This window comes from Rhodospirillaceae bacterium (genome assembly GCA_016712715.1).
Classification (GTDB): domain Bacteria; phylum Pseudomonadota; class Alphaproteobacteria; order Dongiales; family Dongiaceae; genus Dongia.
Window position 1 is genome coordinate 715,515 of the sequence record JADJQM010000002.1, and the last position, 12,819, is coordinate 728,333.

Annotated in this window: 9 protein-coding genes; 3 read left to right on the forward strand and 6 right to left on the reverse strand. The window is 65.4% G+C overall.

Annotated elements, in window-relative coordinates:
* Nucleotides 1-51: 51 nt before the first annotated feature.
* The gene (locus IPK59_14140) at nt 52-3,042 is read left to right on the forward strand and encodes a PAS domain-containing protein (protein MBK8159847.1); all 2,991 of its coding nucleotides are present in this window, start codon (nt 52-54) and stop codon (nt 3,040-3,042) included.
* Nucleotides 3,043-3,100: 58 nt separating this feature from the next.
* Here the strand turns inward: IPK59_14140 and IPK59_14145 are convergent, their stop codons facing one another.
* Nucleotides 3,101-4,072, reverse strand: coding sequence for an endonuclease/exonuclease/phosphatase family protein (locus IPK59_14145; protein MBK8159848.1), 972 nt, complete (start codon nt 4,070-4,072; stop codon nt 3,101-3,103).
* Nucleotides 4,073-4,285: 213 nt separating this feature from the next.
* Here IPK59_14145 and IPK59_14150 point away from each other — a divergent pair, with 213 nt between their 5' ends.
* Together IPK59_14150 and IPK59_14155 are read left to right on the forward strand one after the other, a co-directional pair.
* Nucleotides 4,286-5,047: a caspase family protein gene (locus IPK59_14150; GenBank protein ID MBK8159849.1), complete on the forward strand. Its 762-nt coding sequence runs from the start codon at nt 4,286-4,288 to the stop codon at nt 5,045-5,047.
* Nucleotides 5,048-5,200: 153 nt separating this feature from the next.
* Nucleotides 5,201-5,653, forward strand: a complete 453-nt coding sequence (locus tag IPK59_14155) for a PAS domain-containing protein (protein MBK8159850.1) — start codon at nt 5,201-5,203, stop codon at nt 5,651-5,653.
* A 12-nt stretch (nt 5,654-5,665) separates the two neighbouring features.
* On the opposite strand, the gene IPK59_14160 is transcribed toward IPK59_14155, so the two are convergent.
* From IPK59_14160 to IPK59_14180, 5 genes are all read right to left on the reverse strand, one after another.
* On the reverse strand, nt 5,666-6,388 hold the full coding sequence (locus IPK59_14160; GenBank protein ID MBK8159851.1) for an SDR family oxidoreductase: 723 nt from the start codon (nt 6,386-6,388) through the stop codon (nt 5,666-5,668).
* Between the two features lie 120 nt (nt 6,389-6,508).
* Entirely contained in the window at nt 6,509-7,522 is a 1,014-nt protein-coding gene (locus tag IPK59_14165) for a cytochrome d ubiquinol oxidase subunit II (protein MBK8159852.1), read from the reverse strand.
* A gap of 4 nt (nt 7,523-7,526) precedes the next feature.
* Nucleotides 7,527-8,894 (reverse strand): cytochrome ubiquinol oxidase subunit I, encoded by a 1,368-nt coding sequence (locus tag IPK59_14170; GenBank protein MBK8159853.1) that lies wholly within the window; start codon nt 8,892-8,894, stop codon nt 7,527-7,529.
* Nucleotides 8,895-9,024: 130 nt separating this feature from the next.
* Entirely contained in the window at nt 9,025-10,278 is a 1,254-nt protein-coding gene (locus IPK59_14175; GenBank protein MBK8159854.1) for an adenylate/guanylate cyclase domain-containing protein, read from the reverse strand.
* A 49-nt stretch (nt 10,279-10,327) separates the two neighbouring features.
* Complete coding sequence (locus IPK59_14180) at nt 10,328-12,817, reverse strand: methyl-accepting chemotaxis protein (GenBank protein MBK8159855.1); 2,490 nt, start codon at nt 12,815-12,817, stop codon at nt 10,328-10,330.
* Nucleotides 12,818-12,819 lie beyond the last annotated feature (2 nt).

A 12,819-nucleotide genomic window follows, 5' to 3' on the forward strand; every position in this document is an offset into this window, starting at 1 on the left:
CATGCTTTCCGTGCGCGGAACCAGGCATGCGCCGCTTCTAGAACAGGCTTCATGACGATGACGACAACGCCGCGGACGATGGCCGTCCCCATTGATCAGCAAGATGGGGATCAGCGCCGGGAGGATGAACGCGGGGAGGATCAACGCGGGGAATATCAACGCGGGGCAGAAGAGGCGATTCCGGCCTTCGGCCTGCCGCCTGGCGGCGAACTGGGCCGATTGATCCGCGCCAGGGAAATGGCGGGGGATTGGGGTCGGCATCCGCTCGGCGCCATCGCCACCTGGCCCCAAAGCCTCAAATGCGCGCTCGGCATCGTGCTGGCATCGCCGGTGCCGATGACCCTGATGTGGGGCGAGGCGGGCTGGCTGCTTTACAATGACGGCTATGCCGCGATCGGCGGGCCCCGCCATCCCGCCATGCTGGGTCAATCCGTGCTGGTGGCCTGGCCGGAGGCGGCCGACTTCAACGGCCGGGTGCTGCGATCGGGACTTGCCGGCAGTTCGCAGAGTTTTCGCGACCAGCATTTTGTCCTGCGCCGAGCCGGCGCCGACGAGGATAGCTGGTTCAACCTCGACTATTCGCCCGTGCTGGATGAGAGCGGCCGGCCGGCAGGCGTCCTTGCCATCGTCACCGAGACCACCGAACGCCTGCGCACGGCGGCGGCCCTTGAGCGCGTCGAGCGGCGCTGGACGGGCCTGTTCGACCAAATGCAGGAAGGCTTCTTCATCGCCGAGGCTATCCGCAACGGGTCGGGCCGTCTCCTCGACATCCGCTTTCTCGACGTCAATCCGGCGTTCCAGACCCTGACCGGTGCCCTCGACGCGGTCGGGCGGACCTTGCACGAGGTCTTCCCCGGCACCGATACCGACATGGTGCTCGCACAATATGCCGAAGTGCTGGCCGGCACCCAGTCACGCCAGTTCGAGCTGTTCGACCCCAGCGCCGGCAACCGCTGGTTCGAGATGCGCGCCCGCGCCCTGGGCGAGGATCGCTTCGCCGCCCTCTTCATCGACATCACCGCGGACAAGCAAGTGGCGAGCGACCTCCTGAAGAGCGAGGGCGAATTCCGCACCCTGGCCGAGGCCGTGCCCAACCATGCCTGGGCCGCCGATGCCGAGGGGCGCCACAACTGGTTCAACCGGCGCACCTATGACTATGCCGGCGTCGAACCCGGTGCGCTCGATGGCGATGGCTGGCTCAGCATCATCCATCCGGAGGATGCGGTCGTGGCCGCCGCCGCCTGGCAGCAGGCCCAATTGACGAAATCGCTCTATCAGGTCGAGTTCCGCCTGCGTCGCGCCGACGGTGCCTATCGCTGGTTCCTGGCCCGTGCCCTGCCGGTACTGGCCAAGGAAGGGCGCGTGTTGCGCTGGATCGGCACCAACACCGATGTCGATGACCAGAAGACCGCGCAGGCCGCCTTGTCGCAGCTCAACGCGACGCTGGAAGAGCGCGTCGCCAAGGCCATGACCGCGCGGCGCCTGTGGGCCGACATCTTCGAGATGACCGGCGCGCCGATTGCCGCGATCGATCCCAATTTCTGCTTCATGGCGCTCAACTCGGCCCATGTCGAGAAGTTCGAGCGGCTCTATGGCGTCAGGCCCAAGGTCGGCGACAACATCCTCGATCTGCTGCAGCACCGGCCGGCCGACCGCGCCATCCTGCGCGAGCGCTGGAGCCGGGCTTTGGCCGGCGAGCATTTCACCCTGATCCACCAGCAGGATGCGGCCGTCGAGGGATCGCCCGCCTACCAGCTCACCTACAACGCGGTGCGCGACCGCAGCGGCGCCCTGACCGGGGCCTTTCAATACGCGCTCGACGTCACCGACCAGTTGCGCGACCAGGCGCGGCTGGCCGAGGCCGAGGCGCAGTTGCGCCAGGCGCAGAAGATGGAAGCGGTGGGCCAGCTCACCGGCGGCGTCGCCCATGATTTCAACAACATCCTGCAGGGCATCACCGGCGCCATGGAAATGGTGCGGCGTCGCATCGCCAGCGGCAAGCTCGAGGGGATCGATCGCTTCCTCGACGGGGCGCTGCAATCGGCCCAGCGCGCGGCCGGCATCACGCAGCGGCTGCTGGCGTTTTCACGCCGCCAATCCCTCGACCCGAAGCCCATCGACGTCAACGCGCATATGACGGACATGCGGGAATTGCTGGGCCGTACGCTGGGCCCCAACATCGAATTGCAGACGCGCCTTGCCCCTGATCTGTGGCCGGCGGAATGCGATGCCAACCAGTTGGAAAGCGCCGTCCTCAACCTCGCCCTCAATGCGCGCGACGCCATGGAAGCGGGCGGCGAACTCATCATCGAGACGCGTAACGTGACGCTGGATGACGACGACGCGCGCAAAGAGGCCGATCTCGTTCCCGGCGACTATGTCGCGATCTATGTCACCGACAGCGGGGTCGGCATGCCGCAGGATGTGATGGAGCGCGCCTTCGATCCCTTCTTCACGACAAAGCCGATCGGCCAGGGTACCGGCCTCGGCCTCTCCATGATCTACGGCTTTGCCAAGCAATCGCACGGCCATGTGGCCCTGATGAGCGCGCCGGGCGCCGGCACCACGGTCCAGCTCTATCTGCCGCGCAGCACGGCGGCACCCGGCAAGGCCGCCCCCTGGGCCCGGGTCCCGCCGGTGAGCCTGCCGGGCGCACCCGATGCCACGGGCCGCAAGGACGAGACGGTGCTGGTGGTGGAAGACGAACCCGCCATCCGCCTGCTGATCGGCGATCTGCTGCAGGAATTGGGCTACCGCGCCATCATCGTCGAGGATGGGCAGCAGGCCATTCCGATCCTGCGCTCGGATGCGCGCATCGACCTCCTCATCTCGGATGTCGGCCTGCCCGGCATGAATGGCCGCGAGGTGGCCGAGATCGGCCGCGCCGGCCGGCCGGATCTACCCGTGCTGTTCATGACCGGCTATGCAGAACATGCCGCCACGCGCGGCGGCTTCCTTGCCCCCGGCATGGACATGATCGCCAAGCCCTTCCCTCTCGAGGCGATGATGGCGAAGATCCGCGCCGGGATGGCGCGGAGCTAGGGGCTGTCACCTTTTGACGGAAACCCCTCTCCCTTCAGGGGGAGGGGAATGGCGCAGTTCAGAATCCGATTTTTGCCACCGTGGCGCGGTGATCGGACGGCCAGGGGGTGACGACGATCTCGGCTGTCTCCGGCTTCTCGCCGACGATGGCGGCGCTGATCACTTTCAAATCCTTGGCGCGGGCGAAGGCGAAATCGATGCGGTCGTGATGATCCTCGGGGTCGCTGGGCTCCGAGGTCGGCGTCCAGGTGTAAGCGGGCTTGGCCACGGGATCCGGGAACGCCGCGCGGTAGGTGTCGGTGAAGCCCGCTTCCTCAATGGCCGCCGTGGTTGGGAATCGGACCGGGATGGGATTGTGCCCGGCCTTCACCGTCTCCGCCGTCCAGTCGCGGAACGAGGGCTCGTTGAAATCGCCGAAGATGAAGGCGGCATCGGCCCCTTCCGCGCTTTTCAGATCCTCGAACAACAGCTTCAGGGCGGGGCCGCGCGTGTCGGTCGCGAATTTCACCGCCTCGGCCTCGGTCTTCAGGAAGGGGAAGGCGCCGTATTCGATGTTGAGCAATTGATAGGGCTGGTAGGGCGAATCATCGAGATGGATGTTGAAGGCATAGACCTTGCGGCCATCGACATCGAGCACCACGCCGAGATCGTTGGGGGTCGCCTGCCCTATCGGATAGCGGCTGATGATGGCATTGGCCCAGAGCGCGTCATTGACCTTGGTCTGGTCGTAATAGTGATAGCCGAGCGCCGTTGCGATGGCTTTGGCCACACTCTCGCCGGCCGGCGGGCAGACATCGGCGGTGCAGGGATCGGCCTCGAGCCGCGTTTCCTGGATGCCGATGATATCGGCGCCGGCGGCCTTGATCACCGCCACCGTCTCGTCGATCGGCTTCTGCTCATTGCCGCCACCGCCCCAGACATTGTAGCTCATGATGGTGAGCTCGGTTTCGGCCGAGGCCGGCGAGATGGCGGCGGCAAGGCCCAGTGGGAATGAGAGTGCGAGTACGGCCGGCAGAAGTGTGAAACGCATGGTGGATCCCCCCGATGTGTTGGATATCGATGAACAGCCCTAGCAGATCGATGTTGCAATTGTCGGACGCTAGCACGGGATAAAAGCGCCTGTCCCGGGCTGCGTCGGGGTCGTTAGCACTCGTGCGATCCATTGGCGGATCTGGGATATTGTCGATCCACGTACCAAGGCATAGGCTTTTGACTTGGGGGTCGATTTCAGCCTGGGGTTCAGATGCGCCTGCTTGTCCGTGTCGTGCGATATGCTTTGCTGCTGATGGCGATGTTGGTGGCAGCACTCTCGCCTGCTCTCGCCGAGCCGCGCCTCGCCCTGGTCATCGCCAACGGTGCCTATGAGGATGGCTTGCCGCAGCTCGCCAACCCGGTCCCTGACGGCAAGCTCATCACGGCCACGCTGGAGAAGACCGGCTTCACCGTGACGCTAGTCAGCGATGTCGACCAGCAGGAGATGACGCGCGCCATCGCACAGTTTGGCGATGCGCTGGGGAAGGCAGGCCCCACCACCACCGGCCTTTTCTATTATGTCGGTGGCGGCGCACAGGTCGACGGGCATGACTATCTGGTGCCGCTCCATACGGCGATCCTGCAGGAGGCTGACTTCGGGATCAACACGATCTCCGCCGAAACCGTCCTGAACCAGATGGCGCATGCCGGCATCAGCACCGGAATTGTGATCCTCGATGCGAACCGCGACAACCCGTTCGGCAGGAGCATCGGCCGGAGAACAGCGGATGCGCCACCAGGATTCTTCATCGCCTATTCGACGGCGCCGGGGGGATTTGCAAGGCAGAGCGATGGCTTGAATTCGCCCTATGCCGAGGCGCTGGCGGCCGAGATGGTGAAGCCGGGCCAGATGATTGAGGAAGTCTTTCGCCATGTGCGCAATCGCGTCATGGAGGCCACATCCGAGAACCAACTGCCCTGGGAGTCCTCGTCTCTGACGAACGCCTTCTATTTTGTCGGTGCCGATGGCTAGCGGCACTCCGCAGGTGGGAACCAATCCCGTTCACGGCGCCGATAAGATGATCCGCCCCTGACATTCTCCTGTTTCCGGACAGGCGATTTCATCGCCCACCCCGCGCGCGCTGGTCTATGCTGTGGGCGGGCGCCACCAGCCAGATCCAGGATCATGCCACCACTTCCCAGTCTCGATGGTTTGCAGCTGATATGGGATGAGCTGTGCGGCGGCAACGCGCTGCCACCGCACAGTGCCTTCGGGCCTGAAATCCTCAAGCCCTGGCTCAGCCATCTTGCCATTGTCGAAGTGCATCAAGGCCCGAGGCGCTTCTACTATCGCCTGGCCGGCAGTGTACTCGAGGACCGCTTCGGGATCGACTTCACCGGCCGCTGGCTGGAGGATCTGCGCATTCCCGGCAGTCCGGGCTATTGGGAACAGCATTATGCGGCGGTGGCGCAAACGCGCCGGCCGCAGCAGGGCAGCGTTGCGCATTTCGATCCGCGCTTCAATCAGAAGGTCTGCAATTGGCTGATGCTGCCGCTGCTGCCCGATCTCAAACCGCGCGGTGGGCCGGGGCCGCTCGATCTTGTCATCCTCGTCGCCGTGGCCTTCGCCAAGGCGTAAGCAGGGCGCGCGCTATCCCTTGGCGCGCAAAGACGAACGGCCGCCATCGATGCCGATCACCTGGCCGCTGATCCAGCCGCTCTCCGGTGAGAGCAGCAAGGCCGCCATGGCGGCGATGTCATCGGGTGTGCCCAGGCGCTGCAGGGCATGCATGGCTGAGATGGCGTCCGCCATCTGCGCATTGGCAAGCAGCGGCTCGGCCAATGCCGTGCGGGTGAGCGAGGGGGCGATGCAATTGACGCGGATGCGGGGTGCGAGTTCAGCCGCCAGCGACCGGGTCAATCCCTCGACGGCGCCCTTCGCCATGGCGATGGCGGCATGGTTGGGGAAACCCTGGGCCACGGCCACGGTCGAGAAGAGCAGGATCGCGGCATCGCCCGCTTGCCTGAGGGCCGGCAAGGCGGCCTGGATGGAAAGGGCCGCCCCCAGCGCGTTGAGGCGGTAGGCCGCCAGCATGTCGTCGGGGCTGAGGCGTGCCAATGGCTTCAGGTTGATCGAGCCCACGGCATAAGCGAGCCCATCCAACGGCCCCTCGATGGCGCCAATGCAGGCCTGGATCGCCGCGGGGTCGGTCACGTCGCAGAGGCTGTGGCCGGCGCCAAGCTCCCCGGCCAGCGCGCCGAGGCGCTGTTCGTCCCGGGCGACGAGATGGAGCTTGCGCCCGGCCGAGGCCAGCCTGCGCGCAAGGGCCGCGCCGATGCCGCCGGTGCCGCCGAAGATGAGGGTGGTGCCCATGATGCCGCCTCTCCTGTTCCGATCTGGTCCTGTGCTCGATACGGGATGGCGGCGGGATCAGTTCAGGGCCCGCGCCGGCAGCGCATTTATGCTGCGCAGCAAATATGTTATATCAATGGGTTAGTCGTAGCTGAGCGGCGTCGCCTTGCCGCGGAAGACATGATAGCTCAAGGCCGAATAGGCGATGATCGCCGGCAGCACGAACAGGGCGCCGAAGAGGATGACCAGCAGGCTTTCGGGGGCGCTCGCTGCCTGGAAGAGGGTGAGCTGGTCGGGCACGACATAGGGATAGAAGGAATAGGCGAGGCCCGCGAAGGCGAGCGCGAAGAGGCCCGTCACCGCGATGAAGGGCAGGCGGCACCAGCGGTCGGCGGCATCGGGCAGGTTGCGCAGGAGCACGGTGAGGCCGATGAAGATGATGGCGGAGCCGATGGGGAGGGGGGCCAGCACCAGGATGGCGGGACCGCCGAACCATTTCTCGAAGATGCGGGGGCTGACCAAAGGCGAGGCGACCGAGATCGCTCCCATGCCGATGGCGGCGAAGATGAGTGCCCGCCGGGCCCAGGCGATGGCGCGGTGCTGCAGCGGCCCTTCCATCTTGATGATGAGCCAGCAGGCACCGACCAGCATGTAGCCGGCGACGAGGCAGATCGCGGTGAGGAACCCGAAGGCGATGGCGGCCGCATCCTGGCGGAGACCCATGATATAGACGCCCAGCATGTAGCCCTGGGTGAGGGCGGTCATCAGCGAGCCCAGGATGAACACCTGGCTCCAGCGGCGCTTGGCGCGCCCCTCCGACTTCGCGCGGAATTCAAAGGCGACACCGCGCAGGATGAGGCCGATCAGCATGAGCGCCACCGGCAGATAGAGGGCGCCGAGGATGATGCCGTGGGCCGCCGGGAAGGCCACCAGCAGCAGCCCCACCGCCAGCACCAGCCAGGTCTCGTTGGCGTCCCAGAACGGCCCGATCGAGGCCATCATGCGGTCCTGTTCACCGTCATCGGCCAGCGCGAACAGCATGCCGATGCCGAGATCGAAACCATCGAGCACGACATAGATGAGGATCGAGAGGCCCATGAGGCCGGCAAAGGCCAGTGGCAGCCAGATCCGGGGATCGCCGAAGAGATCGAGCATGTGCCTACTCCGCCGCGGCGAATGTGCCGGCTTCGACCGGCGCATCGGGTGAGGGTTTCTGACCCCGCGCGGCCTTGCGCGCAAGGTTGGTGATGACGCCCATATAGGCGACGATGAGGACCGTATAGACGATGAGATAGAGGGCGAGACTGAGGCCGATCATCGGTGCCGGCACGGCGCTCGCCGCATCGGCGGTGCGCAGGATGCCGCTGACGAGGTAGGGCTGGCGGCCGATCTCGGTCACGTACCAGCCGGCGATGGTTGCCACCCAGCCGGAAAAGGTCATGGCGATGAGGGTGCGCTGCAGATAACGCGGCAGCTCGCGCCCGCGCCACAGGAAAAAGGCCGCCACCCAGGACACCGCCAGCATGAGGAGGCCGAGGCCGACCATGATGCGGAAGGCGAAGAACAGGGGGAGGACCGGCGGATGCTCGCCGGCAAAGTCGTTGAGGCCGGGCACCACGCCCTCGGCGCCATGACGCAGGATCCAGCTCGCACCATTGGGAATGGCGATCTCGAAATGGTTCTGACGCGTCTCGATATCGGGCCAGGCGAAGAGCAGCAGCGGCACATGGCTGCTGGTCTGCCAATTGCCTTCCATCGCCGCCACTTTCTGCGGCTGGTGTTCGAGCGTGTTGAGGCCATGGAGGTCGCCGGCCGCGATCTGCAGCGGGATGAGGAGGGCGGCGAGATAGACGCCGGTCTTCAGCCCCGCCTTGAGATCGTCGGAGCGCTCGCCCCAGAACCAGCGCAGCGCCGAGACGCCGCTGATCAGGAATGCCGCCGTGAGGCCGGAGGCGAGCAGCATATGCGCGAGGCGATAGGGGAAGGAGGGATTGAAGACGATGGCCCACCAATCCTCGGCATGGGCGACGCCGTTGATCATCACGTGGCCGGTCGGCGTCTGCATCCAGGAATTCAGCGCGATGATCCAGAAGGCCGACATGGTGGTGCCGAAGGCCACCAGGAAGGTGGCGAGCGTGTGCACGCAATTGGGCACGCGGCGGAAGCCGAACAGCATGATGCCGAGGAAGACCGCTTCGAGGAAGAAGGCGGTCATCACCTCATAGGCGAGCAGCGGACCGGCGATATTGCCGACCGTCTCCATATAGCCCGGCCAGTTGGTGCCGAACTGGAAGCTCATGGTGATGCCGGAGACGACCCCCATGGCGAAGGAGAGGGCAAAAACCTTGATCCAGAAACGATAGGCGAGAATCCAGCGATCGTCGGTGGGATCGCTACGCCGCAGGTGGTCATGGCGCAGCTTGAAATAGAGCAGCACCCAGCCCAGGGCGATGGTGATGGTGGGAAAGAGAATGTGGAACGAGATGTTCGCCGCGAATTGCAGCCGGGCCAGAATGATGGCGTCCATGATCTTCGCCTCCTGCGGCCGCAACCGGCGGCACGACAAAATCTGGAATCACTCTAATCGGCAATCATCGCGAAGCCCAACCGGCATTTGGCCGCATGCGGCGCAAACGCCCACAACTGAAGTCGGGATATCAATGCGGGATATCCCGGGGCGCAAAAATATCGATCGGCGCCGAGACGCCCCGCACCGTTCGGGCACCCAGAAATCGCAGGGCCTCGCCGGCCAGTGCGGCGAATTCGCCGGAGGCGAGAATGGGCACGCCCATCTCCTTGGTCAGGTCCTGGATACGGCTCGCCTGGTTGACCGCCGGGCCGATGACGGTGAAGTCGAGCCGCGACTTGGTGCCGATATTGCCGAAGGCGACCGTGCCGGCATGAAGCCCGATGCCGAAATCGACGGGCTGTTTCCCCTCGTCGCGCAAGGCGGCGTTGAGGGTTGCAAGATTGCCGCGCGCGGCCTGGGCCGCCTTCAGTGCCAGGCCATGGACAGCGGTGCGCTCATCCGGACCCGAGATCGGAAAGACCGCGAGCAGTCCGTCGCCCATGAATTTCAGGATCTGCCCGTCATGGGCGGCGATGGCATCGCCCAGCGTGTCGAAATAGCGGTTGAGCAGTTCGACCATGGCGATCTCACCCAATTGCTCGCTCATCTGCGTGAAGCCGCGGAGATCAGCCATGAGGATGGCGGCGTCGATCGGGTCGACGGCACCGCGGTCGATCTGTCCGGCATAGACGCGGGTGCCGGCGATCTTGCCGACATTGGCGTCGAGCAGGTTGAGCGCGATGATGCGGAGCGCCACGCGCTCGACATAGGGTGTCATCAGCCAGGCCACGCGCCGAAGCAGACCCAGGCCCTGCTCGTCGCCGCCGAGATTGCCGAACCCGCCCGCGCGCCGCGTCGCAAAGGACATGGTGCTGGTGCGCGACGTATCCTGGATCGGTAGTGGGAAGAGGCAGTAGTCGGTGATGCCCTGTGCGGCGAGATCCTGGATGAGCGGCATGTCCGGGACGGGCTCGCCCGCGCGCCAGCGCCAGGGCCTGTTGGTCTGTTCCACCACATAGACGGGGCTGCGGAGATAGCCGTCCAACTGTGTGACACCGGCGCGCATCATCTGCGCTTCCTCGATCTCGCCATCGCGCCAATACATGGTGCCGCCGGAGAGTTCCGGATGCAGCACCTCCATGCCGAAGGAGATGCGTGAGAAGGGACCGAGCCAATCGTGCAGGCGGTCGCAGAAACCGGCGAACACATCGATCATCGGCAGGGCGCCGAGATTGTTGTCCGACGATCCATCGGCGCGCTTGCCGGTATCGCCCAGCGCCGCGGTGGCGAGCCAGGCAGCAAGGCGGCCGAATCCGGCATCATCATTGGCGGGTACGGTCATGGGTGGGAGGATAAGCGGGCGTCGCGCCCGGCGCAAACACCCCCTTCTCTTACGACAGCTTCAGCGCCATGCGGACGGCGCCCCAATGCTTGCCGGCGGCCTTGATCGGCGCGTCGATTTCCTTCAGCACGACGAATTTGCCGCCGCCCATGTCGCGGGCATAGGTCTGCACCACGGTCTTGGTGGCGCGGCCGGCGAGGGTCCCGGCGCGGTCGGTATAGATGCGGCGGTTCCTGGAATTGGCGGTGTTCCACACGGTCTCGCCCGGCTTCTGCGGTGCCGAGTATTTCTTGTTGTGGGCGGCGATATAGCCCTTGCGATCGATGATGCAGCAGAAGACCAGGCGCTGGTCCTTCTCGAGCGGCGGCTCGATCAGCGGCGGGAACACGCGTTCCACGAGTTTCGTATGCCGCGCCATGACCTGCTGCGGATCGGTGCCGGGGATCGGTTCGTATTCGACGTCGAAGAGATCGTCGCGCGTGATGCTGCCGTCTTTCAGCGCCCGTTCGAGAGCCTCCGAGGCGCGGTTCGCGACATCGTTGGCAAGCTGCATATAAGGCTCGTCATCCTTGGCTGATTGCAGCAACTGCGCCTCGATGGCGGCCACCCCGGCGGCACCCGGATTGATGAACTGGATATGAATGCCGAGCGGATCCTGGGCGATGAGGCGCGCCTTGAAATGGCCGACACCTTTCAACTCGCAAGCGCCGTCGCCCGGCTTCAGCACGGCATTGCCATCCGCCACCACGAGGACACCAGTGGTCGAGACATCGCCGGTGAAACCGCTGACGGTCTGCCCACCAAACTCGCCGCGGAAGGCCAGGGCCGCCGTGCGGCGTGGGGCACCCCGGCGATTGCCGCCGACCGAGGAGCGCAGGATGACATAGAGCCGCTGCTGCAAGGCGGAGATATCGCGGTTGACCAAGGCGGAGAGATCGTTGACCTGGCCCGCGGTGACGCCGGTGAGTTCGACGCCTTCCAGCATGCGGGCGACATTGCCGGCGACCGACCGTGTCGAGGCCGCGGCCTGGCCGGCGCTTTCCATGATCTCGGCGGTGGCGGCGCGCTGTTCCTCGCTGGCGCGCGCCACCTCGACCGTGACGGCGTCGATATCGCGGATGCCGCCCGCCACGGAATCGACGATGCCCACGGCCTTGGCGGTTGATTGCGTGATAGCCTCCGCCTGGGCATTGACCTGGGCGATGCCGTCCTCGGTCTGCTTGGCAAGGCTTTTGACCTCATCGGCGACGACCGCGAAGCCCTTGCCCATCTCGCCGGCGCGGGCCGCCTCGATGGTGGCGTTCAGGGCCAGCATGCGGGTGCGCGCGGCGATCTCCTGGATCATGGTGACGACATTGCCGATATGGCTCGCGGTCTGGGCGAGGCCGGCCACTTCGGTGTTGGCGATCTCGGCGCCTTCGCGCGCCTGATTGGCCAGCCTGGTGGAATGGCCGATCTGGGAGGAGATCGAGCGGCTCGAGGCTTCCAGCTCCGCGGTGGCGCTGGCCACCGTCTCGACGCTCTGATTGGTGGTCGCCACCAGGCCGTTCACCTCCTGCGCCATGTCGCGCAGATGGCCGGCGGTCTGCGTCAGCTGCAGGGAGCTTGCGGATAGTTTGTTGGACTGGACGGTGATGTCGCCCACGGTCTCCTTGACCTCGTTCTCAAGGGTCTCGGTCAACTGCAGCATCTCGCGCTTCAGCTCTTCCTCGGCAAGCTGGCGGCTTTCCTCCTGTTTGCGCCGTAACGCTTCGTTCTCGCGCGCATTGTTGCGGAAGACCTCGACCGCGCGTGCCATGGCGCCGATCTCGTCACCGCGGCCCGATGAGGGAATCTCGATCTCGCTCTGACCCGCGGCCAGTTGCGTCATGGTTCCGGTCATGCGGATGATCGGGCGGATGACGCCCAGCGCCATGGCGGCGATGCCGCCGGCGACCAGCATCAGCACGACGATGGCGACGGTCCAGACGATGGCGGTATAGCTGCCATCGGTGGTGGCGGCGATGCTCTCGGTCTCGGCATTGGCGGCGTTGGCGCCGGCCACGATTTCATCCACCACCTTGCGATGCGCTTGATAGGCGCTGCTCACCGCGTCATAGGCGGCATCGATCGCGGCCTGGTCGTTCTGTTCGATGGCGGGCAGCAGCGCGTCGATGGCGGCGAAGAATTTCACCACCTCGGCATGGCTGTCCTCGGTGAGCTTCTGGCGGAGGCCCGCATCGTAATCGGCGGTCAGCCAGTATTCGTGGCGCAGATCGTAATCCTTGCGCAACTGCGCCAGGCGGTCGCGGTGTGCGGCGAGCTCACCGGGGTTCTTCACCGCCAGCGTCGCCTCGAGATAGGCCTCGATCACATATTCCGGCGGCGGCAGGATGTCGGCGATGAGATCCTTGCCGAGCACGATCTGGCGGTAATGGGGGCCGCCGACCTTGAGTTCAGTGAGGGCCAGCGAATTGGTGACGAGCACGGAAGCGAAGCCGCCGGCGATGAGGAGGCCAAACAGAATGAGGGCTTTCGCCAGGCTCAGTCGAAATCGCATTG